Genomic DNA, 25,723 nt, shown 5'->3' on the forward strand with positions numbered 1-25,723 from the left:
GCCCTTTCCGTTGGTTGCGGTGATTATCCCTGGGGGCGGTAGTTCGCCTGTACCCGCTGAGTCAGGAAGTCGGCCGCGGTGACGGGCGGGTACTTGCCCGCGGGCCCCTGGATGACGGCATCGCGGTCGGCCTGGGCGAAGTAGGCGATGCTGTAGCGCTCACCCTGGTATTCGCCCTCGCCGGGGCTGCGCACGCGGTGGAAGTTCGACGGCAGCAGGTCGTCGCTCCAGCGGGTGAGCATGTCACCGATATTGCAGGTGATCAGGCTCGACGAAGGAGTGATGGAAGTCCACTCCTGCTCTTCCATCTCCTTGCCGGGACACACCTGGAGTCCGCCCTGTCCGTCCCGCTGGAAAAGCAGTGTGAGGCAGTCGAAGTCGGTGTGCGCGCCGGCCCGCCACCGTCCGGGGACACCGCGCAGCTCCTCGGGAACAGCGAAGTAGTGCAGCAGCCGCAGGGCACTCTGGTAGCTCTCGGAGCCGGGATCGTGTGCGGCGGTGAAGTGTTCGCGTTCGAAGCCCAGGCGGTCGGCGAAGCAGGACAGCACCCGCATCGCCACTTCCCAGGCCCGGCTCTCGAAATCGAGGACCCGGGAACGGAATCCGGCCAGCTCGGCCTCACTGGGCCACAACTCGTCCATGTGCGGCCGGGTGATCTGATACGACTCCTTCTGATCGGGCACGCCGATGGACGGGCGCACCTGACTCAGGCTCTCCCAGCCCGCGTTGTTCTGCTTGACCAGGGGGTACTGCCCCTTGATCTGCTCGGGGAGGGCGAAGAAATCGGCTGTGGTGCCGAACATTTCGTCGATCAGGTCCTGCGGGATGCCGTGGCCGGAGAGCTGGAAGAAACCGATCTCGGTGGCGGCGGCCCACAGTTCCTCGGTGATCTCGGCGCGACGGTTGTCGAAGTCGGTGAGGTCGATGACGCGGATCTCGCGGTCGGTGGTCTCCTTGCCGAGACCACCCATCTGCTTCTCGCGCGAGACTTCGGACAGGTCGTAGCTGGTGGTCATGGGTGTCTCCTTAGCCGGTGACGGAAATGGCGGGGTCGAGGAATTCCTTGGTGACCAGGTCCTTCGCGGTCAGGCCGTTCGGCACGTTCGCGCCGCCCGCTCGCAGGATGGGGCCGAATTCGTCGATGATGCGCTGGACGCGGGCCTCGTCGAAACTGCCGAGCACGCCGTCGGTGTCGTTGCCGATCAGGCCGCCGTCGATGAGTGCCTTCGACCCGAATTCGGCCAGTTCGGCGCTGTAGGGATTGAGCTTGGGGTTCTGCTCGACCACATCGACGACGACGTCGTTGACGTGGCTGGGATCGGCCTTGAAGGAGGCCGTGGCCTGCTGGATCATCGGCACCAGCTTCCGCAGACACGGACGCAGCGCGGCGAGCTTGTCGGCGCGCACGTTGACGGTGCGGGCATATCCCTCGTAGCCGACATCCTTGAGCAGCTGGTAGCCGACCGGCTTGTTCCAGGCCCGCACCTCGTGCTCGTAGGTGAAGGGTTCGGCATTGGCGAAGCCCTGCTGAGCGAAGGACGGATCGGTGACGAAGCGCGAGGGCGAGTTGTCGTAGGAGGCGTCGACCTGCTCCTTCTTCACCAGCCCGCGCGCGACCAGCCAGTCCGGGTACAGCTGGCCCTTGGAGACCACCACCGGTTTGCCGGACTTGCCGATATCGGTGATGCCCTTCCAGTCCGGGTTGGTCTTCGGGTCCCACATCAGCATCTGGGGGCTGTTGCGCAGCAGCGTGGTGACGGCGACGATCGGCTGCTGACCCGCGGCGGCGATGGCGTGCTCGGAGTGCGCGAGACCGAGGGTGATGCTCTGGTCGACGTACATCTGCGACGGCACGGTCTGGAAGCCGATGGCCGGGCCGCCCGCCCGGATCTCCAGCTTCACGCCGGTGTCCTTGCCGTCGGCGACGAGCGGGCCGGTGATCTTGTTGTTGTCGGCGTCGACCGTGTAGCCGGGCCCGAGCAGACCGAAGATGGGGCCGGAGTCGGTTTCCGGTGCCCACTGGAGCTGAACGACCACGGTGGCGGGGCAGGCGCCGGCGAGTTGTTGTTCGGCAGGCGCGGGTTCGAGCGCGACAGCGGGGGCGGCGGTGGTGTCGTCGGAACAGGCGGACGCGGTGCCCGCCAGCAGCACGGCCAGCGCGGCGAAACCGAGGCGGCGCAAGGGAGGTGTCTTCATGGGGAGTCCTGTCGAGCTATTGGGCGGAGTTGTGCCAGCGGCCGACGCTGACCTTCTGGATGACCGTGAACACGGTGAACACGAGCACGCCGAACAGGGCGGCCAGCAGCAGCGCACCGATCAGATCCTCGGATTGCAAGCGGGCGCGGTAGGTGTCGAGCAGGGTGCCGATGCCGGGTTTGCCCTGCGCGAAGAACATGTCGCCGATGATGGCGCCGGTAACAGAAAGTCCTGCGGCGGTACGCAATCCGGTCAGTGTCGAGGGCAGCGCGGCAGGCAGTTGCAGCGACCAGAGGCGGCGCAGACGGCCCGCTCGGCCGAGGGTGAACAGCTCTTGGAGATTGCCGTCGACGGATTTGATACCGAACAGGGTCATCGCGATGATCGGATGGATCGCGATCAGCACGCACACGGTGGTGCGGGCGGCGAAGCCGTAGCCCAGCCACAAGCCGATGAGCGGGACCACTGCCAGCACCGGGATCGCTTGGAGGACAACCGCGTACGGGTAGACCACGTTCTCGATCGGTTTGGCCTGACTCATCAGGACCGCGATCGCCACCCCCAGCACCGCCGAGATCAGCAGGCCGGTGATCGCGACCCTGGCGGTGACGGCCAGCGCCTCGAGCATCACCTCGAGCTTCTTCGGATCGGCCAGCGATTCACGGAACACCACGTGCGGCGGTGGCAGCAGGAAACGACGGCCCTCGCTGAGGATCAGCATCGATACCGCGTACCAGGCGGCCAGCGCCAAGGTGATCGAAACAATCGGCGCTACCAGCGAACTGCCGAATTTGCGCAGGTGCGCGGTGGGCAGCTGCATCTTCGTGGCGGCGGGAACACGGGCCGCGACACTCACCATCAGGCAGCCTCTTTCAACGAGCGCGAGATGCGCGAGACGAGTTGGGTGAACGCGGGTTCGAAGCGGAGTTCGCGTTCCCGCGGGTAGGGCAGGTCGACGTCGATCACCTCGTGGATGCGGCCCGGCCTGGCCGACATCACCACCACCCGCGAGGCGAGGAATACGGCCTCGGAGACCGAGTGGGTGATGAACAGGGCGGTGAAGGCGTTGTCGCGGTAGAGGCGAAGCAGCTCCTCCTGCATGTTCAGCCTGGTCATCTCGTCGAGCGCGCCGAACGGTTCGTCCAGGAGCATCAGGCGCGGTTCCAGCGACAGCGCCCTGGCCAGCGAGACGCGCATGCGCATGCCGCCGGAGAGCTGGCTGGGCAGCTTGTTCGCGAAGTCGGCCAGGCCGACAGCTTCGATCGCCCGCTCGACCCGGTCGCGGCGCGTCTTGCGATCGACCCCGGCCAGTTCGGCCGAGAGTTCGACATTGCGGCGAACCTTGCGCCACGGCAGCAGCGTGGCTTCCTGGAAGATGAAGCCGATCGAATTCGTGCGCACCGCAACGGCTCCCGAGCTCACCGGCTCGAGACCGGCCGCCAGGCGCAGCAGCGTCGACTTACCGCAGCCGGACGGGCCGACCACCGCGACGAATTCGCCTTCGCGGATGTCGAGGTCGACATCGGTCAGGGCGAGTGTGCCGCCTTCGCCACCGAAGCGCTTGCTCACACCGGCGAAGGAAACCTCCATGCCGGACAGCAGCGTCCTCGCGTCGGCGTCGTTCACCGTGTCGTAGAGCGTCACCGTGATCACCTTCTCCTGCGGTATATCGGTTTTGCGTGCAACCTTGAGGTGGATTCAGTTTGATCTAGCTGAATTACATGCAATGTGTCGTTCGTTTCCGATGGATTAACAGTCATCGCATGCGGATCAGACGTCGCGCGAGATCCTGATGATCGACGCGGGTGCTGAGGCCGTCGCGGATCACGGCCTCGCCGTCGACCCACACGGTGTCGATCACGCGCGGTGACGCGGCGGTGAGCAGGGTGGCACCGGGGTCGAGAACCGGCAGGCAGGCGAAGTCGCGGTCGAATCGCACCAGGGTGAGGTCGGCGCGGTCACCGATCGCGATGCCGGCGTGCGCGGGGCGGCCGAGCACTCGTCCTGCCGCGCCGGTCGCCATGTGCAGCATCTGTTCGACACCGAGCAGATCGGCCTTCTTGTGGGCCGCACGCTGCAGGTATGCGCCGATGCGCAGGGCCAGCAGCATGTCCTGGGTGTCGTTGCTGGCGGCGCCGTCGACGCCGAGGGTGACATCGATGCCTGCTTCGAGCATTGCCGGAACGGGGGCGACGCCACTGCCGAGGCGCATGTTCGAGACCGGGTTGTAGGAGACCGCGACGCCGCGCTCGGCGAAGACCTCGCGGCCGTGGTCGTCGAGGTTGACGCAGTGCACGGCCAATGTGCGATCCCACAGGAAACCGCTCGCGTCGAGATAGTCGACGGCGCCTGCGCCTGCGTGCAATCGGCACATGTCGTCGTCGGTGGTGGTCTCGAGAACATGTATCGACACCGTCTTGCCGGTGGACTGCGCGTACTCGCGAGCGGCCGCCATGCCGTCGGGGGTGAGACAGCGCGGGTTGGGGACGGCCAGCGCGGTGGTGATGCGGGTGCCGAGCAGTTGCTTGTCGAGTTCGTCGACGTGGGCGAGCGCCTCGTCGAGTGGTTGCAGCAGGCGCGGGTCGAGGCCCCATTTGCGGGTGATGTCGGCCCGGTCGGCGATGCCGCGACCGAAGACCACGCGGATGCCCAGTTCCCGCAAGGCGCGGAGCATCGCCTGGTGGACCTCGTCGGACGGGTTGGGCCACAGGTGTTCGACGACCGTGGTGACGCCGCTGCGCAGCAGTTCCAGACCGCCGGCCAGCGCCGACAGGTAGGTCCGTTCCGGGGTGGCGGCCACGGTGTGTTCGCCGACACAGCGCAGCCATTCCAGCAGTGGCAGGCCCTCGCCGACCCCACGCAGGACAGCCTGCTGGAGGTGGGTGTGGGTGTTGACGAAGCCGGGGAGCAGGTAGCCACCGCCACCGTCCGAACGGGGCAGATCGGCGTGCTCGGGACCGGCCCACAGGGCGACGACGATGCCGTCGCGCACCACGATTTCGGCCGGTGTCCAGCCTGTTTCGGTGTAGGCGGTGACATCGGTGATGACGACGGAAGCGGCAGAATCCATGCGCGCACCTCTTTCGGGATGCGGCTGGACAGCTCGCCGTTTTCAGCGGAGCGCGTCATCCGTTGCAGCCATGAACGACGTGGGACCGACCCTAGGAAGCCGTTGTTGCCCCGACGTTAAAGCGATGTCACGGGCGAAGGTCGGCGCCGGGCTCGAGGATCTCGACGACGGGTTCGGATTCGGCCTCGAGGAAGGCGAGCAAGGCACCCGCTTCCGCTTCCACCTGCGCCGCTTCGGTTTTCGTCCACGGGCGGGCGGGACTGATCCGCAGACGAGCGGTACCGGACTTGACGAAGATCTTGTACACCCCGGCCGCGAAACCGTCGATCAGGATCGGCGAGACATTGGTGGCGAAGGCGCGCAGGGTCGGCGGGTTGTCGTGGCCGGTGATCCGCGCGCGGTCCTGGTGCGACAGCAGCGCGTTGTCGTACCAGCCGAGCAGCCGGACCGGCGCGGGCAGGTCGGGATCGGCGAGTTCGAGGTCGGCCGCGTCGTAGAGGGTGCGACCGCGGGCGTCGGTGTAGGTGCGCACCCGGTCGCCCAGTTCGGCGACGGCCTTCTTCATGGCGGGCAGGCGTGACCACGCCTGCATGTCCATCGTGCTCGCGGGACCGAAGGCGCGCAGGTACCGCAGGATCAGTTCCGACACCGGGTAGCCGGGGTCGAGTGGTGCGCCGAGCCAGGGCTGCACGCGCGACCACACCGGGCGGCTGTTGTCGCCCCAGCGGCCGCGCGGCGGGGTCTGCAGCACGGGAAGCTGGTACAGCCAGGTCTGCACGACCGCACCGGCATCGCGGTCGGGGAAGCGGCGGGTGGCCTCGGCGCGCAGATCCGCCGCCGACATCGGTTCGTCGCCGAGCGCCGCCTCCCCGTGCACGCGCACCTCGTCGGGGTCGAGGCCGACCATCGCGCCGTAGTTGAAACCCTTACGGAACGGGGCTTTCTCGAGCTCGGGCTGAATGTGCGGCGCGATCCGCAACGCGTCGAGCGGTGTGACGAGATGAATCGTGCCGCGCATCAGGGTGATCCGCACGAGCGACCGATCATCGAGGCCCTTCGATACCGTCGCCGGATCGAAATCGGCTATCCGACTCCACAAGCCGATGAACGGCGGCGGTACGTCCTGGGCCTGCAAGCCGACCAGGTGCTCGCACATCTGGTCGGTGGTCAGCGTCGAGCGCTCCAGCAGATGCTGCCGGGCCAGCAACGTCCGGTTGAGCGTTCTGTTCGACAGCTGCATTCGGTTTCCTTCGTCGACCCGCGATGACCCACCGACATTACCGCCGACCTGTGACAGTCGGCGCGGTCAGCGCAGCCGCACGACCACCTTGCCGGTGGCGGTCCGGTTGTCCAGTGCCGCAACGGCTTCGGCGGTGCGCTCCAGCGGGTACAGCACCGGGTCGGGAGCCGGAATCGCGCCGGATGCCAGCAGCGGGGCGATCTCGGCCCACTGCTCGGCGAGGTAGGTGGGGTGGCTCATCACCCATTCGCCCCAGGCCGCGCCGACGACCTCGACGTTCTTGAGCAGCAGGCGGTTCACCTTCACCGTCGGGATCTCCCCCGCCGTGAAACCGACGACCAGCAGGCGGCCGCCGCCCGCCAGGGAACGGACGCTGTCGGTGAAGCGGTCGCCGCCGACCGGGTCGAGGACGATGTCGACGCCACGACCGTCCGTCAGGTCCTTCACCGCGGCGAGCCAGCCTTCGGTCAGCACCACATCGGTGGCGCCATTGGCCTTGGCCACCTGGGCTTTGGAATCGGTGCTGACCACCGCGATCACCCGGCCCGCGCCGAGCGCCCTGGCCATGCGCAGCGTGGAGGTGCCGATTCCGCCTGCCGCGCCGTGTACCAGCACCGTCTCGCCCTCGGCCATCCTGCCGCGCTTGGTCAGGCAGAAGTGGACGGTGAGGTCGTTGAACAGCACGCCCGCGCCGGCTTCGAGAGAGACGTTGTCCGGCAGGGCGAACACCGCGTGTTCCGGCGAGACCGCCACCTCGGCGACGCCGTTGCCGAGCATGGTCAGCGCGGCCACCCGGTCACCGGGGCGCAGCGACGAACCCTCCGGAGCCTCGCGCACGACACCGGCCACCTCGCCGCCGACGACGAACGGCAGGCCCGGCTTCATCTGGTAGAGACCGCGCGTCATCAGCACGTCGGGGAAGGCGATGCCCGCGGCGTGCACGTCGATCAGCACACCGCCCGGATAGGCCACCGGCTCGGGCAGATCGACGATCTCGATCGCCGACGGTCCGTCCAACTTGCCGACCTGGGCTGCGCGCATTTCCGACACCTCTCTTGATGACATTCACCCGCGAACATAACCCGCCGGTGGGATCAGCGATGGGCGAACTCGGTGACCGGCTCGCTGGCGAGCACCGAACCGGCCTTGATGATCGTCAGACCGGAGGAGTCGAGCTGGTACTGCGTGCCGTCGGTCGGGTTGGTGACGGTGTACGCGCCACCGCCGTTCGGTACCGGATCATCGAGTTCGATGCCGGCGCCGTCGCTGGCGCGTACACCCTTGTAGTAATACCGCTGGTCACCGGTGTGACAGATGACGACACGCGATCTGGTGGTGCGGGCGATGGACATCGCGGCGTCGTTGTCGTTGCACCGCGGGCCCGCGGTCAGGAAACCTTGGCCGTCGGCGCCGGAGACACTCGATTGCAGCGGGGGGACGGTGGTCGTGATCGGCGATTGTTCCGTGGTGGGGACCGTCTGGCTGACGGTCTCGATCACCGAGGGATCGACGACGCCGGACGGCAGCGGCGGCACGGCCACATCGCGGCGGTCGTCGACGGTCATCATGAACCACACCCCGATCCCGACCGCCGCCAACACGATCAGCGAACCCAGCGCACCGGCCAGCACCGGGGTGGCCGAACTACGTTGCGGGGGAATCGGTAGCGGTGCCGACGGATGGGTGTAGCCACTCCCCTGGCCGGGACCGGTCACCCCGGGTGCGGCGCGCAGGACCGTGGGCTCGTGCCCCGCTGCCCGGTACGCACCTGTGGGTTGGGGTCCGGTCACCCGGCGCGTCGGCTGCGGTCCGGCGGATTGCGGGCCGGCGGATTGCGGGCCGGTCACACGACGCGGCGAATACGGTTCGGCGGAATAGGCTGCCGCGCCGTGGATCGTCGGGCGCGACGGCGAGTCACGCGACAGCGCCGCGGAATCCCGGGTGGGGGGCGAAAGGGCCACGGAGTCGCGGGTCGGCGGGGCTTGCGAGTCGGCCGAGACGACGGCAGAGCCGCGGGTTGTCGGCGGGGAAGCGAGATCGCCGGACCGGCTCGGCGGTGTCTGCGGGCCGGTGATCTCGATCCGGGGCCCGGATACCGTTGCGGGAGTAGAGCGTTCGGCTTGGATCAGCGCCGCTCTGGCGGCCCTGGCCAGGTCGACGGGGGTCGCGTAGCGCTGGTCGGGGCGCTTGGCCATGCCCCGTTCGACGACCGGGTCGAAGGTACTCAGCGTGGCGTCGGCGGCGCTGGGGCGCGGGGCGGGCGCCATCTGATGCGAGCCGATCGCGCCCGCGAGGCTGTTCACCGGGTACGGCACCCGGCCCACCAGGCATTCGTAGAGAACACAGGTGAGCGCGTAGGTGTCCACCGACGGCGACATCGGCACACTCTCGAACCGCTCCGGCGCCATGTACGCCATCGAGCCGACCGCGCTGCCCGCGCTGGTGAGCTGCGGGTCGGTGGCGGTGTGGGCGATGCCGAAGTCGACCAGGTAGGCGAACAGGTTGCCGGTGAGCAGGATGTTGCCCGGTTTCACGTCGCGATGGACCAGGCCGACCTCGTGGGCGGCGTCGAGCGCGAACGCGATCTGCTCGACCACCTGCACCGCCTCGACCGGCGTGAGCCTGCCGTGCTGCTGCAAGCGCTCCTTGAGATCGACGCCCTTGACCAGGCGCATGTCGATGTAGAGAACGCCGTCGACCTCGCCCCAGTCGTGCACCGGGATGACGTGGGGCTCCTGCACGCTCGCCATGGCCTGCGATTCACGGCGGAAGCGCTGCACGAAGGTGGGATCACCGGCGAGTTCACGGTTGAGCATCTTGAGGGCGACAACACGATTCTTGGAGGTGTCGTAGGCCTCGTAGACCTCCCCCATACCGCCGACTCCGAGAAGTCTGCGAATTTCATAGCGCCCGAACATCGAGCCCGCCATCGCTCCGCCGGCCATTACAGCAGGCTACCTGGGCGCGGATAGGTCTGTCATGTAGGACAACCCCGCTGCGACGCCCTTGGTGACCCACACCTGGTACCGCTACTCCCGGCTCGGCGCGAGGGTGTGATCTGCGACCCGTAAAGTCGTCTACAGAACTACGCAAGAAGTCGCGGCGCACTGGTGTGTCGCGCAAGGAGCACACGTGTCACTCGATCAGCCACTGGCCCCGCTTCCCGAGGAGGGCACGGGTTTCGCCACGGCGTGGCCCGTCCGGGCAGGCGACGTGGATCCTTATCAACGACTCCGTCTGGACGCCGTTGCGCGCTACCTGTCCGACATCGCCTGGGACGAGCTCAATCAGACCGCGCTGCACCTCACCGACCCCACCTGGATCGTGCGCCGCACCGTCATCGACGTGATCCGCCCGGTCGTGTGGCCCGATCACGTGCATCTCGAGCGCTGGTGTTCGTCGATGTCCACTCGGTGGACGAATATGCGCACGCGGATCACCAGCGAACGCGGTGGGTTGATCGAGACCGAGGGATTCTGGATCAACCTCAGCGAGTCGAGCAATCTGCCCGCCCGGATCAGCGACGACGGCCTTGCCTACCTGGCCCGATCCACCGACGAGCATCGCCTGCGCTGGCGGCCCTATCTCACCGATCCGGCGCCGCGCGAATCCGACGCCGACCTGCCGTTCCCGGTGCGGGCGACCGATATCGACCAGTACAACCACGTCAACAACGCCTGCTACTGGCAGGCCGTCGAACAGTTCCTGGTCGACTTCCCGAAGCTGGTCGCCGGACCGCATCGCGCCGTGATCGAGTACGTGGCGCCGGTGCTGGCCCGCGAGCACATCACCGTGCGCGCCCGCCACGAACCGGGCGACCGGACCGGGCAGATGGTGCTGCGACTGTGGTTCGTGGTCGGCGGCGTCACCACCACCGTCGTCCGGATCATGCCGCTACCGTGATTTCGGGGGCCGGCGCCGCGTGCTCTCAACCCGGCCTGCGGCCGTTGCTATGGCGCGGCCGGCACGGGAACCCGGCGCCGCGGGTCCCGTGCCGGCTCTGCACCTAGCCCTTGGCTGCTTTGAGCAGATCGGCGCGGGTGGTGAACTTGACCCGCGGCCTGCCTGCCGCCTTGCCCGCGGTCTTCTCGGCCTGGTCGATGGTCTTCCAGCCCTTGCGGTCGACCAGATCGGGCTGGCGCTGCGCGAGCAGTGCCCGCAGTGCGGCGCGGTCGCCGGTCGGCGCGGTGAGTTTGCCCGCGATGAAGTCGGCGATCACCGCTTCGACGGTCTCCTCCGCGTCGATCCGGTTGGAGCCGATCACCCCGCGCGGGCCGCGCTTGATCCAGCCGGAGACATAGACGCCGGGGACGGGCTCGGCGGCGTCGATGACCCGGCCGTGCTCGCTCGGCACGGTGCCACGGCGCTCGTCGAAGGGCAGGCCGGCGACGGGTTCGCCGCGGTAGCCGATCGAGCGCAGCACCAGGCCGGTCTCGATGGTCTCGGTGCGATCGGTGGCGGTGGCCACCAATTGCCCGTTCTCCTCGGTCAATTCGTTGTGCGCGAACTCGATCGCGGTGACCGCGTCGGTGCCGTGCACGGCGGTCGGCGTGGCGAGGTAGCGGAACACGATCCGCTTGTTCGACAGGTCGGGCGCGGCCGCCGAATACTCTTGCGCGAGCTCGTACTTCAGGCGCAACGAGGGTTCGATGTTCGGATCTTCGAGCAACGCGCGGCTGTGCGGGTCGAGTTCGATATCGGCGGGGTCGACGATCACATCGACGCCCGTGCGATGGGTGAGCGCCAGGAACTCCGGCGAGCTGTAGGCGGCTTGCAGCGGCCCGCGTCGCCCGAGGATCACCACCTCGCGGATGTTGCTGCGCCGCAGGGCGTCCAGCGCGTGGTCGGCGATGTCGGTCTTGGCGAGCTCGTCCGGGTCACCGGTGAGCACGCGCGCCACATCGAGGGCCACGTTGCCGTTGCCGACGATCACCGCGCGTTCACCGGACAGGTCGAACTCACGCTCGGCGAAGTCGGGGTGGCCGTTGTACCAGGCCACGAACTCGGTGGCCGAGTGGCTGCCGGGCAGGTCCTCACCGGGGATGCCGAGCGCGCGGTCGCTCGAGGCGCCGACGGCGTAGATCACCGCGTGGTGGTGATCGAGGAGCTCCTGGTGATCGATGTGCTCACCGACCTCGACATTGAGGTAGTACTGCAGCGTGTCGCGGCGGAACGCCGACTCGAACATCTCGGCGACGCCCTTGGTGCCCGCGTGATCGGGGGCGACGCCCGCGCGCACCAGACCCCACGGAGTCGGCAGCCGGTCGAACATCTCCACCTCGACATCGCTGCGCCGCAGCAGTTCGTCGGCGGCGTAGCAGGCAGCGGGGCCCGCGCCGACGATCGCGACGCGCAGCGTGCCCAGGCTCTTGGGCGGGCGGACCGGCGTGCTCAGCGGGTCGAAGTTCGACTCGAGCGGGTGACGCTGGAAGTAGGCGGCGTTGATCTCGCGATATCTGGACAGCGAGGCCAGCAGGTCATCTTCGGAGAAGATCGCGTCCACCGGGCACGCGTCAACGCAGGCACCGCAGTCGATGCAGGTGTCGGGGTCGATGTACAGCATCTCCGCCGTGGCGAACTCCGGTTGATCCGGAGTCGGGCGGATGCAGTCGACCGGGCATTCGGTGACGCAGCTGGCGTCGTTGCAACAACGCTGCGTGATGACGTAGGCCATAGGTGCAGATCCTCGAAATGTGTGGTCGGTGGCTCGAGACGCCCCCTATCAAGGCCCGTGGCGGGTGAACCACGAACCCATCGATGGTGACGCAGCTTTCAGTGTGCCTCGAGTGTGACTGCTACCTCACCGCTGCCCAGGATTACGGTGGTCTCATGGTGGCGACCCTGATCCTGATGCGGCACGGAAAATCGGCCTATCCCGACAACGTCGACGACCACGCGCGCCCGCTCGCACCGCGTGGCGAGCGCGAAGCGGCGCTGGCCGGGGACTGGTTGCGCGCCGCCGCGCCGCCGATCGACGCGGTGCGCTGCTCGACGGCCGAGCGCACCAGACAGACCCTCGCGGCCACCGGCATCACCGCGCCCGTCGAGTACACCGACGACATCTACGACGCGAACCCGCACACCCTCATGGAACTGATCGGGCTCACCGACGACACGATCTCGACGCTGCTCATCGTCGGCCATGTGCCCGGGATTCCCTGGACCGCGTGGGAGCTGGCGGGCAACCGCGAATCCGATCAGGCGACCGAACTCAGCCGCAAGTTCCCCACCTCGGCGCTGGCCGTGCTCGAATTCGATCGGCCATGGGCACAGCTCGGCCCCGGCACGGGCGAACTCACGACGTTCCACGTCCCGCGCTGATCTCACTCGATGCCGCTCACTTGAGCAGCTTGCCGCCGACGACGATGCCCACCCCCAGCAGCACGAGGAGCACGAACGCGACGAATCCGTTCGTCAGCGCCCAGACCACGCCGAGCACGAGTACCACCGGGGCCACCGCGATCGCGGTGATCACCGGGCTCTCCTTGACCGTTTCCCAAGCCGAGCGGGCCCTGACGCGGTCGATGTCCTTACCAGCCATGTGATCCACACTACGTTTCCGTCGGACCACCGTGTCATGCTCGACCACATGGATTGGAAAATCGAACTCGTTGCCATCCCGGTCACCGATGTCGACCGGGCCAAGGATTTCTACACCAGCATCGGCTTCAACGCCGATCACGACCACACGCCGTCGCCGGAGATCCGATTCGTCCAGCTCACACCGCCGGGTTCGGGGTGTTCGATCTGCATCGGCCGCGGGCTCACCAGCGCCGCGCCGGGCAGCGTCGAGGGCATGCAGATGGTCGTGGCCAGCGCCGACAAGGCCTATGAACAGCTGATCGCCGCGGGTGTGGCGGCCACCCCCGTCGAGGACATGGGCTGGGGACGGTTCACCTTCTTCGCCGACCCCGACGGCAACAAGTGGGCGATCCAGGAGCTGCCGAACTACAGCTGACTTCACTCGTCCCCGTGCGAACAGGTCTTGCTTGGAGTGCACTCCAGGTGGATACCGTCTAGGAAGTTCCACGGGAAGGGACGAGCACGATGGATCAGGACGCGGCGCTGCGCGCCGAGAGCGGCGACGACGAGCACGAACGCCCGAGGTATTCGATCGGCCAGGTGGCCGATCGCTCGGGCCTGAGCCGCGACACCCTGCGCTGGTACGAGCGGATCGGGCTGATGGGCTACGTCGGTCGCGATCACACCGGCAACCGCCGGTTCAGCGACCGCGATCTGGAGTGGCTGGCGCTCATCGCGCGGCTGCGGCTCACCGGCATGCCGGTGGCCGACATGATCCGCTACGCCGAACTGGTACGGGCAGGCGAGCAGACCTACCCGGATCGGCTGGAGATGTTCCGGCAGACCAGATCCGACGTGCTCGACAAGATCGCGGAGCTGCAGCAGACCGTGGCCGTTCTCGACTACAAGATCGCCGTCTACGAAGGCCGATCGGATGTGGTCCGTCCCGCCACGATCACCGTGCACACGAGCGAAGGAAGCGACACATGAGCACCACCGCGACACTGCCGACCACGACTCTGGGCGCCGACGGGCCGCTGATCGGCACCCAGGGGCTCGGCTGCATGGGCATCAGCGAGTTCTACGGTGATACCGACGCGGCCGAATCGCGAGCTACCCTCGACCACGCGCTCGAACTCGGCGTCACCCTGTTCGACACCGCCGATGTGTACGGATCCGGCCACAACGAGGAATTCCTCGCCGACTTCGTCCGCGCCAACCGCGAAAATCTGCTCATCGCCACGAAATTCGGCATCGTGCGCAAGGCCGACGATCCGTCGTTCCGCGGCTTCGACAACTCCCCCGCCTACATTCGCGCGTCGGTCGAGGCCAGCCTGCGCAGGCTCGGCGTCGACACGATCGACCTGTACTACATGCACCGGCGCGACCCGCGGGTTCCGATCGAGGAGACCGTCGCCACCATGGCCGAACTCGTCGCGGCGGGCAAGGTGCGGGCGCTCGGATTGTCCGAGGTGACCGGTGACGAGCTGCGGGCCGCGCACGCGGTGCACCCGATCGCGGCGTTGCAGTCGGAGTGGTCGCTGTTCTCCCGCGACGTGGAACGCACCGCGGTGCCCGCCGCGGCCGAACTGGGTGTGGCGTTCGTTCCGTACTCGCCGCTGGGCCGTGGCTTTCTCACCGGTGCTTTCACCTCGGCGGCAGAGCTCGGCGACCAGGACTTCCGCAAGTTCCAGCCCCGCTTCACCGGCGACAACGCTCAGCACAACGCCGCGTTGCTCACGCCGCTGGCCGCGATCGCCGCCGCGCACGACATCACCCAGGCCCAGGTCGCACTGGCGTGGGTACACGCGAGGGCGGGTGTGCACGACTTGTCCGTGGTGCCGATTCCCGGCACCCGCAAGCGGACCAGACTGGCCGAGAACGTCGCCGCGGCATCGGTACGCCTGTCTGTGGACGAACTGGCGGCGCTGGAGCCGATCGCCGAACAGGTGGCAGGCAGCCGGTACGCGGATATGACGTTCACCTCGGCAGGACGCGAACAGAGTCCCGCGACGACCGGCGATCGCGCGGAATAGGCTGCGGCCGAAGAATGGTTCTGTTTACCGTCACGGTCGACGCAACGACGCGCCGACCCTCAGCGCACCGCCGTCGGTGCGGAAGGAGCGTTTGCCGATGACCGAGACAGCAGAGTCACAGCGCCGCGTCGTGCGCAATGTCGAGAAGAATCGCTACGACGTGTTCTTCGACGATGAGCTCGCCGGCTTCGCCGAATACATCGAGCGCGACAACGACACCGATTTCATCCACACCGAGATCGATGACGCGTTCGCGGGCAAGGGACTCGGCGGCGTCCTCGCCCGCCAGGCCGTCGAGGACGTGATCGCGCGCGGGCGCACCATCACCGCGCACTGCCCGTTCATTCGTGGCTGGCTGGACAAGCACCCCGAGTACGACGCGCACGTGGTGGGCAAGGGCATCACCGGATGAGCGACATGGAGATCGACCCGGACGAGGCGCTGTGTGAGCCGTCGCCCCGCCCGGGTCCGATCACCGAGTTGTATCCGGCCAGGGAGGTCCCACTCGGCGGGGTGCGCGGGGTGTACGTGGAACGCACTCTGCCGCAGCGGGATCTGCCGACCGTCGGTGCGTGGTGCTTCCTCGACCGGTTCGGTTCGGCCACCGCGACCGAGGCCGGCGCCTCGCCCGACATCCTGCCCCACCCCCACATCGGCTTGCAGACGGTGACCTGGCCGCTCGACGGCCGCATCCGGCATCGCGATTCGGTGGGCTCCGACGTCGAGATCGAGCCGGGGCAGCTGAATCTGATGACCTCCGGTCGCGGTATCGCGCATTCGGAGTTCGGCGTGCCCGGCGCCGAAGCGGGCCACGGCCTCCAGTTGTGGATCGCGCTGCCCGGCTCCGCCACCGGCATCGACCCGCATTTCGAGCAGCATCGCGAACTGCCGAGCTACGCGGCGCCGGGACTGCGCGCCACCGTCCTGATCGGCGCGCTGGGTGGTGTCGCGTCACCGGCGAAGGCCTACACGCCGATCGTCGGGGCCGACATCGTGCTCGACTCCGGCGCCGAGGTGTCGCTCCCGCTGGACCGCGCGTTCGAGCACGCCGTGCTGGTGATCGAAGGCACGGTGACGATCGACGGCACCGAACTCACCCCTGGCCCGCTGCTGTACCTGGGCACCGACCGCACCGAATTGCGCCTGTCCAGCACCGGCGGTGCGCATTTCGCGCTGGTCGGCGGCGAGCCCTTCGCCGAGGAGCTGGTGATGTGGTGGAACTTCGTCGGCCGCAGTCACGAGGAGATCGTCGACGCGCGCGAGGCGTGGGAAGCCCACGACACCAGCCGTTTTCCGCTGGTCGTCGGCCACGCCCCTGAGGAGCGGATACCCGCTCCGCCGCTACCGCCGTTGCGCTTGAAGCCGCGCAAACGAGCGACCGGCTGCACTCACCTCTGACTCGGCACCGAGGCCGAATCGCACTCCCGAACAGCCTGCGCCGCAACGGGCCGCGCTGTCACCCGATGCGGGGCTCCCGGGCGCCGCATCGGGTTCGCACGCTCAGCGACCGTCGGCGAGCAGGGCGTCGAGGGCGCGGTAGCTGTCGTTGAGACCGCCCTCCATGCCAGAGGCCAGCATGCCCGCGCATTCCTCGGCAGTGTGGAAGATGCTGTCGGTGGCGACCCGGGTGCGGCCGTCGCCGAGATCGATGAAGGTGGTGGAGTCGATGGAGATATGGGCGGGCATGCCGTCCCACTCGAAGGACTGCACGATGCGTTCCTTCGGGGTGATCTCGCGGAATCGGCCCTCGAACCCGTAGGACTCGTCGCCGTCGTGTTCGACGAAACGCCAGTGGCCGCCCTTGCGGAACTCCCAGCGCTCGACGTCGACCACATGGCCGCGACCCCACCAGCGCGAGAGCTGCTCGATGCGGCTGTAGGCGTCCCATACCCGGTCCAGTGGGGCGTCGAAATCGCGTTCGATGTGGACTTCGCGGTCCGAGGTGGAGGTGATGACGGCGTCGTTGGTGGTGGTGCTCATTGCTCTGGCTCCGTTCGTTGCAGGAATTCACCGAGACGGTCCATCCGGGCTTCGAGCATCTGCCGATAACCCTGCATCCAGGCCACCTCACGATCGAAGACGTGCTCACAGATCCGGCAGTACCGCACCCGCCCACGCTTCTCGGTGACCACCATGCCCGCGTCCTCGAGCAGGCCGATGTGCTTCTTGATGCCGGTCAAGGTCATCTCGAAACGCTCGGCCAACTCGCTGATACTCGCGGGCCCACGCCCGAGCTGCTCGAGGATGCCCCGCCGTGTGGGGTCCGCGAGCGCCCCGAACGAGGCGTCTAGGAAGTCATACTGAACCATCTAGTTCAGTATTGCGTGGCGACGTCATCTGGTCAACCCCTTTCGGAAAACCCTGGACGGGCCGACGAATTCACTACTACGCTTTGTCGTAGAACTTGGCGGGAATCATCGAGGGGGAACACTCATGGACAAGACCACCTGTTGCATCGTCGGCGGCGGCCCCGCGGGCACGATGGCCGGTCTCCTGCTCGCCAGAGCAGGCGTCGAAGTGACCGTGCTGGAAAAGCACGCCGACTTCCTCCGGGATTTCCGCGGCGATACGGTGCACCCGTCTACGGTGCGACTGATCGACGAACTGGGGCTCGGCGCGGACTTCGCCCGGTTGCCTCGCTCCGAGCTCACCCGGATGTGCATGCACGCCGGCGACCGCATGGTGGTCGCCGCCGATTTCACCCGAATTCCCGGCAAGTACCGGCACATCGCCATGGTGCCGCAATGGGACTTGCTCGACCTGCTCACCAGCGCCGCCGCCGAGGAACCGACCTTCACCCTGCACATGCGCTCGACCGCGACCGGACTGATCGAGGAGGCCGGCCGGGTGGCAGGCGTGCGCTATCTCGATGCCGACGGTGCCGAACACGCCCTGCGCGCCGATCTCGTGATCGCCTGCGACGGACGCGATTCCGTGACACGCGAGGCCGCGGACCTGCGCCGGCGCATGGAGGACGTACCGATGGACATGTGGTTCTTCCGCATCCCGAAATCGGAGAACGACACCGACGGCGGTGCCGTGCAGGCCCGCTTCACCAACGGCAACTCCGCGGTGGCCATCGACCGCGGCGACTACTACCAGACCGGCTACATCATCGAAAAGGGCTGTGACGCAGAGCTTCGCGCCGCCCACGATGTGCGGTGGCTGCGCGATCGCGTCAGCGAACTGTTCGGCTGGTCCACCGAGGCGACAGCGGCGATCCGGACCTGGGACGACGTCAAGCTGCTCGAGGTGACGGTGGGCATGCTCGACCGGTGGTACGTCCCCGGCCTGCTGTGCATCGGCGATGCCGCGCACACCATGTCACCGGTCGGTGGGGTCGGCGTCAACCTCGCGGTGCAGGACGCCGTCGCGGCCGCGCGCATCCTGGCCCAGCCGCTGCTCGACGGCACCGTGCAGACCGCCGACCTGGAAAAGGTGCAGCGCAGGCGGATGTTGCCCGCGAGCTTCACGCAGCGATCCCAGCGCGGCGAACACGACATGCTCATCGCGCCCGCGTTGCGGGGAACCCTGCACACCGCGCCCCTGCCGCTGCGGGTTGTCGACGCCGTGCCCGCGCTCGCCGGAATCACCGCCTATCTCGGCGGTATCGGGCTGCGCCCCGAGCACGCGCCGGATTTCGCCCGACGTCCACAGACCGGCGTCGAACCGTCGAACGCGCGGCGCTGATCCGTTACGGCCCCACTGGCTGTGGACTTTCCGAACGGGGCCGCAACAGCTAGGTTTGCCGCGACGAACGGGACGAATCGGTCCCGGGTGAGGCAGCGGGAGGCTTGCGGGATGAGGATCGGCACTGGGGTCGGGGCGGCACTGCTCGCGATCGGGGTCATCGTGGCGGCAGCCGGGAACGGGCACGCCGAGCCCGCCCCGGTAGTCGCCGAGCAGCCGGTCGAGGCGCCCTCGCTGCGCGGCATCGACAAGGGCGTGAACTACCAGGTGAGCGCCACCGATGACCGGCGCGCGGTGGTCACCACCATCGACACGGGACGGTTCGAGCTCGTACACGACGCGACAGTCGTCGCGATCACCGACGAATCGGGTGCGGTCCTCGCGGCGCTGCCGATGGTCGTGCGCGTCGGTGCGCACGCGGTGCCGCTCACGCCGTCGATCGACGAGCGGGGCACCAGCCTGACCCTCACCCCGATCAGCGAATCCACCACACCGGTGCGCGACATCAGCGCACAGGAACGCTTCTTCGCCGAAACCCAACGCCTGCAACCGAAGATCATCGAAGGCGCCGCCATCGGGGCTGCCATCGGTTTCGTACTCGGCTTCCCGCTCGGCCTGTTCATCCTGGACTTCATCACCGTCCCGGTCGCCACCGTGGCAGGGGCGGCGATCGGCGCGCTCGCCGGGTACGCGCTGGCAGGAGGTCAGCCCGCGATCGACACCGCGCTGGCCTATGTCACCGGAGCGCCCTGAATCACTGTGTCGGACCGAGGAGTTGGGTGCCGATCACCCGCAGCAGCGCCATCTTCTCCACCGCGTCGGTGCCGGGACGCGGGAGGTAGACCAGCAGTCGCTGGGCGGCGTTCGGGGTGAGCAGGGTTTCGCAGATCGTATCGATCAGGCCGATCTCCGGATGCAGGAACTGTTTGGTGTCGGAGATCCGTACGGCCACTTCGTGTTCGTTCCACAGCTCTTCGAATTCCGTGCTGTTGCGGCGTAACTCGTTGATGAAGCCGGTGACTTCGGCATCGTCGGCGCGACGTGCCGCGGTGGCACGCAGATCGGCCACATGGCTGCGGCTCATACGGGCCCAATCCGACTCGGGGAACAGCGTTCTCGCCGACGGATCAGTGAACCAGCGCCAGGAATAGAAGCGCTCGAGGCCCCTGCGGGTGCCGTGGTCACCGGCCAGCAGACTGTGCATGCGGTTCTGGACGAGGACCTCGCCGAGATCGGTGATCACGGCGGCGGGGACGTCGTCGAGTTTGTCCAGCATGTGCAGCAGCCCGGGACCGACGTGCTTGTCGCGCAGCCCACGGTCCGGTGACGGGTGACCGCACAGATGGAACAGGTGGTCGCGCTCGTCGGCACTCAGGCGCAGCGCGCGAGCCAGCGCGGCGAGGACCTGGGTGGACGGGCGTGGACCGCGCGCCTGCTCGAGGCGGGTGTAGTAGTCGGTCGACATGCCCGTGAGCAGAGCTACCTCGTCGCGTCGCAGACCGGGGGTGCGCCGGCGCACGCCGGGCGGCAGGCCCACGTCGGCGGGGGTGAGCAGTTCCCGGTGACGGCGCAGGAAGTCGGCCAGCTCGGATCGGTCCATGTCTCCATGGTGCGCTTCACGGCGGCGCCCAGCCAGGGACCGGCGATCCCCCGATGAACGATCTCTGCCGCGAGCCGCGCTCGCGGCGCAGGCTCGAAGCATGACGAACTCACAGCTCCCCACCGTCGTCCTCGGCGACACCGGCCCCCGCGTCAGCCGCATCGGCCTCGGCGCGATGGGCATGTCCGGGATATACGGCGCCTCCGACGACCGTGAATCGGTCGCGACCCTCCACGCCGCCATCGACGCGGGCATCAACCTCATCGACACCGGTGACTTCTACGGCGCCGGCCACAACGAGATGCTGGTCGGCAAGGCCATCGCCGAACGCGCCCGCGAGGACGTGGTACTCAGCGTGAAGTTCGGCGCGCTGCGCGGGCCGGGCGGAACATGGGGCGGCTTCGACGGGCGACCGGCCGCCCTCCGCAACTTCCTCACCTACACACTCACTCGACTCGGTGTCGATCACATCGACATCTACCGGCCCGCGCGCCTGGATCCCGAAGTGCCGATCGAGGAAACCGTCGGCGCGATCGGCGAACTCGTCGAGGCGGGATACGTGCGGCACATCGGACTCTCCGAGATCGGTGCCGACACGTTGCGACGGGCCGCCGCCGTGCATCCGATCGCCGACCTCCAGATCGAGTACTCGCTCATCTCCCGCGGCATCGAACAGGAAATCCTCCCGGTCGCCAGGCAACTCGGCACGGGCATCACCGCCTACGGCGTGCTCTCGCGGGGGCTGCTCAGCGATACCTTCCGCAACGGCAGGCCTGCGACGGCCGGCGACTTCCGTGCTCACAGCCCGCGCTTCCAGGGCGAAAACCTCACCAGGAACTTGCGCTTGGTCGAGGCGCTGGCCGATATCGCTGCCACGAAACAGGTTTCGGTCGCCCAGCTGGCGATCGCCTGGGCACTGAGCCGTGGCGAGGACATCGTGCCGGTCATCGGCGCGCGCCGCCGGACGCGCCTCGACGAGACGCTCGGGGCGCTCGCGATCTCGCTCACGCCGGACGAGCTGGCCGTGATCGAGGCGGCAGCACCGGCCGACGCCGTCGCGGGCGAGCGGTACGCGGCCGAGCAGATGGCGATGCTGGACAGCGAACGCTGATTTTCGCTGTCCGCCGACCGCGCGTTGCCGCCGGTCTCCGCTACCGTTGACACCAGTGAGTCCGCACGGGTGGGTGGTGATGAGAGTGGTGTTCGACCCGCTGGCCGATATCGAACGCGCCCTGGCCGAACAGGCCGGGTGGACGTGGTTCGACGACTACCTGCTGTACACCTGCGGGGTGGCCGATCTGCTGGCGCGCGGCGAGGTGGGACTGATCCCGCACACGGCGACGCGGGTGCGGATCGAGCCCGGCGAGGTCGGTCTCGCCGAGGGAGCCGTCAACTGGTACACGTGGCGGGCGACCGGCGACGGCAATTGGACTCGGAGCCGGGGCCCTGTCGCCGGTCCGGCCCCGATCGTCGCGGCCGCACAATTGGGTAATGCCGTCGTGAACCGGACCCGGCGCACTCAGGCGGCGGCCGCCGCGCAACCGCGGTGGGTGGCGGAACGGCCGGGGTCGGTGATGATCTCGGACCGGCGCTTGCACCTCACCAACCCCGACCGGTCGTTCTCGCTGTACTGGTCCGCGCTCGAGTCCATCGACCTCACCGCGCCGGATCGCGTCGGCTGCCGATTCCCCGACCGAGACGGCAAGTTGCAGCAGATCCAGATCCAAAGCCCCTGGGCAGTCTTACTTTTCGTCACCGCCGCCCTGCGGCACTTCCCGCATCACCCGCTGCTGAAGACCGGTACCTGGCTGCCCGCGGGATTCGAGGACAAGTGCCATCTGGCGGGCAAGAAGTGCCCTAAGGTGCGCACTTTGGGCTGATGCACGGCCGAAGCGACGAGCCCAGTCGTCGCAGCTTTTCGTGCGCCTCTGCGGCACTCAGCGCTGACGCGCGCGGTAGGCGGCGACGGCGTTGCGGTTGCCGCATGCGGTGCTGCAATAGCGGCGGGAACGGTTGCGGGACAGGTCGAGTACCAGTCCCGCGCAGTCCGCGTCGGCACAGATCGAGAGCCTGCTCAGATCGTCTGCGCGGATCAGGTCGATCATCGCCATCGCGGTTTCGACGGCGATGCGAACCGGGAGTGGGGCTTGCGGCGGGACCGCGTGCACGTGGTAGTCGACGTCGCCGTGACGGACCAACTGCGGTACGGCGCGGTGCCCGGCGAGAGTCTCGTTCACGAGGGTGACGGCGGCATCGCGGTCGCTGGTGAGCATCGCGCGTAGCGGCGCGCGCAGGGCCCGGACAGCGGTCAGTTCGGCCGCGTCGCCGGTGTACGCGCCCGTGTAGACGTGTCGTTCGAAGAACTCGGCGAGCTGGGCCGTCTCGGTCAGGGTGTCGGGGTCTTCGGCGGAATTGACCAGTTCGACCGCCGCCAGCAGGGCCGCCTCGGTGTCATGAGCAAAAACCACATTGACATATTACCGCAGGCTGCTTACCGTCATTAGTCATGGCGACTTTGACTCATGACAGCGCGATCCGGATGCGGTCCGGGCTGCTGCTCGCGCTGGCGTCGGCCACCTCGTTCGGGCTGTCCGGTCCACTCGCGCGTGGGCTGATGAACGCGGGCTGGAGCGCCGCCGCCGTTGTCGCCGCGCGCGTGCTGCTGGCCGGGGTGGTTCTCGTACCGCTCGCACTCCCCCACCTGCGGGAAAATCGGAAACTATTGCGCGCCAACGTGAATCTCATCGTCGCGTACGGCCTGATCGCCGTGGCGGGTACCCAGCTCGCCTACTTCAACGCCGTCGCGCACATGGAGGTCGGCGCCGCGCTGCTGATCGAATACACCGCGCCGATCGTCGTGGTCGGCTGGCTGTGGGTGCGCCACCGGCAACAGCCCGGCGCGGCCACCATCGCAGGCGCGGCCCTCGGGATCACCGGCCTGCTGCTCGTCCTCGATGTGACCTCCGGCCTGTCGACCGACCCGATCGGCATCGCCTGGGCCCTGGCCGCGATGCTCGGCGCCGCGGCCTATTTCGTCCTCTCCGCCCAGGGCGGCGACCTCCCCGGCACCGTCCTGGCCTGCGGCGGACTCCTGATCGGCGGCCTCACCCTGATCCTGGCGGGCGCCCTCGGCATCGTCCCCCTGCACGCCACCACCCACCGGGTCGCCTTCGCCGACTTCACCACCCCCTGGTGGATCCCCATCCTCTTCATCGGCATCGTCACCGCCGCCATCGCCTACGTCACCGGCATCGCCGCCACCCGCCGCCTCGGCTCCCGCCTGGCCTCCTTCGTAGCCCTCACCGAAGTCCTCGCCGCCCTGATCTTCGCCTGGATCCTGCTCGCCGAAGCCCCCCGGCCCATCCAGCTACTCGGCGGCGCTTTGATCCTCATCGGAGTCGTCGCCGTCCGCCTCGGCGAGCCCACCTCACCCGCGCTCGGCGACCCCGAGACACCGGCAGACACCCTGACGGAAATCCCGCGGACTCGGACCGAGCAAGGATCCTGACCGTCGACAGAACCCGAGTCACCAGCGGTAGTCGAGGAATTTGCCGTCCAGGGTGATGACGACGCGGTCGCCGTCGGGGTGGGGGCGGCGGGCTATGTCGATGTTGAAGTTGATGGCGCTCATGATGCCGTCGCCGAATTCCTCGTGGATGAGTTCCTTGAGGGCGGGGCCGTAGACCGAGACGGCTTCGACGAGGCGGTAGATGGTGGGGTCGGACAGTTTCGCCGGGTCGGCGCCGCGGGAGGGTTGCAGACGCAGGCTTTCGGCGACGGTGTCGTCGAGGTCCAGCAGGGTGCAGACGGCGGCGGCCTGTTCCTCGGTCATCGGGTGCTGGCCGAGCAGGGCCGCCGTCGTCCAGACCACGGGTGCGCCGATCGATTCCGCGATGCCCGCCCACGTCATACCCTTGCGGATACGAGCGGCGACGATGAGGTCGGCGGCGGCGGACTTGCTCAGGATCGGTTGCATGCAGGGCTCCTAGGGTCGGGGTCGCAGCCAGCCTGCCAGTCGGAGGCACTCGCCGCCATAGTGGAATACCACTATTTACGTGGGAGCAACGTCCGGTGACCGCGAGGCAACCTCGACAGCGAAAACTCCTGCGCTAGAAGCACTACGAAGGGTTTTCCATGTCCTATCTCACACCGGCGGACTTCGTCGAGAAGATGATCGACGCGGGCGAGGCCAAAGCCTTCATGTCCACCCGCGACACCGTGATCCGCGCTTACATGGCGGGCGCGATCCTCGCCCTCGCCGCCGCGTTCGCGGTGACCATCACCGTGAACACCGGCGAACCACTACTCGGAGCCGTGCTCTTCCCGGTCGGGTTCTGCATGCTCTACCTGCTCGGATTCGACTTGCTCACCGGCGTTTTCACGCTGGTTCCGCTGGCCCTGATCGACAAACGCCGCGGCGTCACCGTCCGCTCGATGCTGCGCAACTGGGGGCTGGTCTTCGTCGGCAATTTCGCGGGCGCGTTCACCGTCGCGGTGATGATGGCCATCATCCTCACCATGGGCTTCTCCGTCGATCCCAGCGCCGTCGGCGAGAAGCTCGGCGAGATCGGCGAATCCAGAACCCTCGGCTACGCCGAACACGGAGCCGCGGGCATGCTCACGCTGTTCATCCGCGCCGTGCTGTGCAACTGGATGGTCTCCACCGGCGTGGTCGCCGCCATGATGTCGACCTCGGTGTCGGGCAAGGTGATCGCGATGTGGATGCCCATCATGCTGTTCTTCTACATGGGCTTCGAACACTCCATCGTCAACATGTTCCTGTTCCCTTCCGGCCTGCTCCTGGGCGGTGACTTCTCCCTCGGCGACTACCTGATCTGGAACGAAATCCCCACCGTCCTCGGCAACCTCGTAGGCGGACTCACCTTCGTCGGCCTGACCCTCTACGCCACCCACGCCCGCACCGCCCCGTCACGCCGGCGGCCCGAGCCCACAGAATCCGCTGTGGCGGAATGAAGTTCGCCGAGAAGGTGACCACTACCGGTCGCGGTACTCCGCTTCTGCGATCTTCAGCTCCGTACCCGGCATCGTGATCGTCAGGAGGGCTGTGTCCGGATTCCAGGTGGCCGCGACGTCGCCTGCCGGGTACGGAATGTCGTAGAACAAGCCGCGATTGGGCGCGATTCCGACATGGATCACGTACTCGGTGGCCAGCAGCCCTGGCGTTGTTCGGTGGTACACGCAGTACGACCTGCCAGGGTCAGGGCGGCAGCTGACTACTACCTGGTCCGACATCACGCTGGTAGCGACTCGATAGGCGGTGAACGCGGACGCCAGCACACCGATCACCGCCAGCACGACCACGACTATCTGAGACTTCACGCAGGCGACTGTACGCAGAAAACGGCCCC

General features: G+C 67.8%; 29 protein-coding genes. 13 read left to right on the forward strand and 16 right to left on the reverse strand.

The window, feature by feature from the left end; all coding sequences use genetic code 11:
• Positions 1 to 23 precede the first annotated feature (23 nt).
• The 8 genes from ACFULV_RS19875 to ACFULV_RS19910 form a co-directional block, all read right to left on the reverse strand.
• Positions 24 to 1,016 carry an isopenicillin N synthase family dioxygenase gene (locus ACFULV_RS19875; protein ID WP_378658629.1) on the reverse strand — a complete coding sequence of 331 codons (993 nt, stop codon included), beginning with the start codon at positions 1,014 to 1,016 and terminating at the stop codon, positions 24 to 26.
• A 10-nt stretch (positions 1,017 to 1,026) separates the two neighbouring features.
• A complete protein-coding gene (locus tag ACFULV_RS19880; RefSeq protein WP_378658631.1) occupies positions 1,027 to 2,196 on the reverse strand; it encodes an ABC transporter substrate-binding protein in 1,170 nt (389 codons plus the stop codon).
• A gap of 16 nt (positions 2,197 to 2,212) precedes the next feature.
• On the reverse strand, positions 2,213 to 3,055 hold the full coding sequence (locus ACFULV_RS19885) for an ABC transporter permease (RefSeq protein WP_378634334.1): 843 nt from the start codon (positions 3,053 to 3,055) through the stop codon (positions 2,213 to 2,215).
• Positions 3,055 to 3,840 carry an ABC transporter ATP-binding protein gene (locus ACFULV_RS19890; protein ID WP_378658633.1) on the reverse strand — a complete coding sequence of 262 codons (786 nt, stop codon included), beginning with the start codon at positions 3,838 to 3,840 and terminating at the stop codon, positions 3,055 to 3,057. The genes ACFULV_RS19885 and ACFULV_RS19890 overlap by 1 nt, the downstream gene beginning before the upstream one ends.
• A 112-nt stretch (positions 3,841 to 3,952) precedes the next feature.
• On the reverse strand, positions 3,953 to 5,266 hold the full coding sequence (locus ACFULV_RS19895; protein ID WP_378658636.1) for an amidohydrolase family protein: 1,314 nt from the start codon (positions 5,264 to 5,266) through the stop codon (positions 3,953 to 3,955).
• Between the two features lie 127 nt (positions 5,267 to 5,393).
• Positions 5,394 to 6,506 (reverse strand): winged helix DNA-binding domain-containing protein, encoded by a 1,113-nt coding sequence (locus tag ACFULV_RS19900; RefSeq protein ID WP_378658638.1) that lies wholly within the window; start codon positions 6,504 to 6,506, stop codon positions 5,394 to 5,396.
• A 66-nt stretch (positions 6,507 to 6,572) separates the two neighbouring features.
• On the reverse strand, positions 6,573 to 7,547 hold the full coding sequence (locus tag ACFULV_RS19905) for an NADPH:quinone oxidoreductase family protein (RefSeq protein ID WP_378634324.1): 975 nt from the start codon (positions 7,545 to 7,547) through the stop codon (positions 6,573 to 6,575).
• A 53-nt stretch (positions 7,548 to 7,600) separates the two neighbouring features.
• Positions 7,601 to 9,451: a protein kinase gene (locus ACFULV_RS19910; RefSeq protein WP_378658641.1), complete on the reverse strand. Its 1,851-nt coding sequence runs from the start codon at positions 9,449 to 9,451 to the stop codon at positions 7,601 to 7,603.
• Between the two features lie 187 nt (positions 9,452 to 9,638).
• Here ACFULV_RS19910 and ACFULV_RS19915 point away from each other — a divergent pair, with 187 nt between their 5' ends.
• Positions 9,639 to 10,409, forward strand: coding sequence for an acyl-[acyl-carrier-protein] thioesterase (locus ACFULV_RS19915; protein WP_378634320.1), 771 nt, complete (start codon positions 9,639 to 9,641; stop codon positions 10,407 to 10,409).
• 103 nt (positions 10,410 to 10,512) lie between these two features.
• Here the strand turns inward: ACFULV_RS19915 and ACFULV_RS19920 are convergent, their stop codons facing one another.
• A complete protein-coding gene (locus ACFULV_RS19920; RefSeq protein WP_378658644.1) occupies positions 10,513 to 12,180 on the reverse strand; it encodes an FAD-dependent oxidoreductase in 1,668 nt (555 codons plus the stop codon).
• A 155-nt stretch (positions 12,181 to 12,335) separates the two neighbouring features.
• Here ACFULV_RS19920 and ACFULV_RS19925 point away from each other — a divergent pair, with 155 nt between their 5' ends.
• A complete protein-coding gene (locus ACFULV_RS19925; protein ID WP_378634316.1) occupies positions 12,336 to 12,827 on the forward strand; it encodes a SixA phosphatase family protein in 492 nt (163 codons plus the stop codon).
• Positions 12,828 to 12,843: 16 nt separating this feature from the next.
• Here the strand turns inward: ACFULV_RS19925 and ACFULV_RS19930 are convergent, their stop codons facing one another.
• A complete protein-coding gene (locus ACFULV_RS19930) occupies positions 12,844 to 13,047 on the reverse strand; it encodes a hypothetical protein (protein WP_056816178.1) in 204 nt (67 codons plus the stop codon).
• 48 nt (positions 13,048 to 13,095) lie between these two features.
• Between ACFULV_RS19930 and ACFULV_RS19935 the strand changes: the two genes are divergently transcribed.
• The 5 genes from ACFULV_RS19935 (at position 13,096) to ACFULV_RS19955 (ending at position 16,462) form a co-directional block, all read left to right on the forward strand.
• On the forward strand, positions 13,096 to 13,464 hold the full coding sequence (locus ACFULV_RS19935; protein ID WP_378634314.1) for a VOC family protein: 369 nt from the start codon (positions 13,096 to 13,098) through the stop codon (positions 13,462 to 13,464).
• Positions 13,465 to 13,553: 89 nt separating this feature from the next.
• Complete coding sequence (locus ACFULV_RS19940) at positions 13,554 to 14,018, forward strand: MerR family transcriptional regulator (RefSeq protein ID WP_378634312.1); 465 nt, start codon at positions 13,554 to 13,556, stop codon at positions 14,016 to 14,018.
• Positions 14,015 to 15,064 (forward strand): aldo/keto reductase, encoded by a 1,050-nt coding sequence (locus ACFULV_RS19945; RefSeq protein WP_378658647.1) that lies wholly within the window; start codon positions 14,015 to 14,017, stop codon positions 15,062 to 15,064. Before ACFULV_RS19940 ends, ACFULV_RS19945 begins: the two co-directional genes overlap by 4 nt.
• 97 nt (positions 15,065 to 15,161) lie before the next feature.
• Positions 15,162 to 15,476 (forward strand): GNAT family N-acetyltransferase, encoded by a 315-nt coding sequence (locus ACFULV_RS19950; protein ID WP_378634307.1) that lies wholly within the window; start codon positions 15,162 to 15,164, stop codon positions 15,474 to 15,476.
• The gene (locus tag ACFULV_RS19955; protein ID WP_378658649.1) at positions 15,473 to 16,462 is read left to right on the forward strand and encodes a pirin family protein; all 990 of its coding nucleotides are present in this window, start codon (positions 15,473 to 15,475) and stop codon (positions 16,460 to 16,462) included. The genes ACFULV_RS19950 and ACFULV_RS19955 overlap by 4 nt, the downstream gene beginning before the upstream one ends.
• Before the next feature lie 102 nt (positions 16,463 to 16,564).
• Here ACFULV_RS19955 and ACFULV_RS19960 read toward each other — a convergent pair whose 3' ends face one another.
• Both ACFULV_RS19960 and ACFULV_RS19965 read right to left on the reverse strand, forming a co-directional pair.
• Entirely contained in the window at positions 16,565 to 17,044 is a 480-nt protein-coding gene (locus ACFULV_RS19960) for an SRPBCC family protein (protein ID WP_378658652.1), read from the reverse strand.
• Positions 17,041 to 17,373 (reverse strand): ArsR/SmtB family transcription factor, encoded by a 333-nt coding sequence (locus ACFULV_RS19965; RefSeq protein WP_378634300.1) that lies wholly within the window; start codon positions 17,371 to 17,373, stop codon positions 17,041 to 17,043. Before ACFULV_RS19965 ends, ACFULV_RS19960 begins: the two co-directional genes overlap by 4 nt.
• Positions 17,374 to 17,497: 124 nt before the next feature.
• On the opposite strand from ACFULV_RS19965, the gene ACFULV_RS19970 reads away from it, so the two are divergent.
• On the forward strand, positions 17,498 to 18,754 hold the full coding sequence (locus ACFULV_RS19970; protein WP_378658654.1) for an FAD-dependent oxidoreductase: 1,257 nt from the start codon (positions 17,498 to 17,500) through the stop codon (positions 18,752 to 18,754).
• 111 nt (positions 18,755 to 18,865) lie between these two features.
• A complete protein-coding gene (locus tag ACFULV_RS19975; RefSeq protein ID WP_378658657.1) occupies positions 18,866 to 19,507 on the forward strand; it encodes a hypothetical protein in 642 nt (213 codons plus the stop codon).
• 1 nt (position 19,508) lies between these two features.
• Here the strand turns inward: ACFULV_RS19975 and ACFULV_RS19980 are convergent, their stop codons facing one another.
• On the reverse strand, positions 19,509 to 20,354 hold the full coding sequence (locus ACFULV_RS19980) for a helix-turn-helix transcriptional regulator (protein WP_378658660.1): 846 nt from the start codon (positions 20,352 to 20,354) through the stop codon (positions 19,509 to 19,511).
• Between the two features lie 100 nt (positions 20,355 to 20,454).
• Here ACFULV_RS19980 and ACFULV_RS19985 point away from each other — a divergent pair, with 100 nt between their 5' ends.
• Both ACFULV_RS19985 and ACFULV_RS19990 read left to right on the forward strand, forming a co-directional pair.
• Entirely contained in the window at positions 20,455 to 21,465 is a 1,011-nt protein-coding gene (locus ACFULV_RS19985) for an aldo/keto reductase (RefSeq protein WP_378658662.1), read from the forward strand.
• Positions 21,466 to 21,520: 55 nt separating this feature from the next.
• The gene (locus ACFULV_RS19990; RefSeq protein WP_378634287.1) at positions 21,521 to 22,234 is read left to right on the forward strand and encodes a hypothetical protein; all 714 of its coding nucleotides are present in this window, start codon (positions 21,521 to 21,523) and stop codon (positions 22,232 to 22,234) included.
• 57 nt (positions 22,235 to 22,291) lie between these two features.
• Here the strand turns inward: ACFULV_RS19990 and ACFULV_RS19995 are convergent, their stop codons facing one another.
• Positions 22,292 to 22,822, reverse strand: a complete 531-nt coding sequence (locus ACFULV_RS19995; RefSeq protein WP_378658665.1) for a CGNR zinc finger domain-containing protein — start codon at positions 22,820 to 22,822, stop codon at positions 22,292 to 22,294.
• Between the two features lie 38 nt (positions 22,823 to 22,860).
• On the opposite strand from ACFULV_RS19995, the gene ACFULV_RS20000 reads away from it, so the two are divergent.
• Complete coding sequence (locus ACFULV_RS20000; protein ID WP_378634281.1) at positions 22,861 to 23,862, forward strand: DMT family transporter; 1,002 nt, start codon at positions 22,861 to 22,863, stop codon at positions 23,860 to 23,862.
• 18 nt (positions 23,863 to 23,880) lie between these two features.
• On the opposite strand, the gene cynS is transcribed toward ACFULV_RS20000, so the two are convergent.
• Entirely contained in the window at positions 23,881 to 24,330 is a 450-nt protein-coding gene (gene cynS, locus ACFULV_RS20005) for a cyanase (protein WP_378634279.1), read from the reverse strand.
• A 158-nt stretch (positions 24,331 to 24,488) separates the two neighbouring features.
• Here cynS and ACFULV_RS20010 point away from each other — a divergent pair, with 158 nt between their 5' ends.
• Entirely contained in the window at positions 24,489 to 25,328 is an 840-nt protein-coding gene (locus ACFULV_RS20010; RefSeq protein ID WP_378658668.1) for a formate/nitrite transporter family protein, read from the forward strand.
• A gap of 21 nt (positions 25,329 to 25,349) precedes the next feature.
• Here ACFULV_RS20010 and ACFULV_RS20015 read toward each other — a convergent pair whose 3' ends face one another.
• A complete protein-coding gene (locus tag ACFULV_RS20015) occupies positions 25,350 to 25,694 on the reverse strand; it encodes a hypothetical protein (RefSeq protein ID WP_378658670.1) in 345 nt (114 codons plus the stop codon).
• Positions 25,695 to 25,723: the final 29 nt, after the last annotated feature.

Origin of the sequence: Nocardia sp. NPDC057272, from assembly GCF_042668615.1 — a bacterium.
In the GTDB taxonomy this organism is placed as follows: Bacteria; Actinomycetota; Actinomycetes; order Mycobacteriales; family Mycobacteriaceae; genus Nocardia.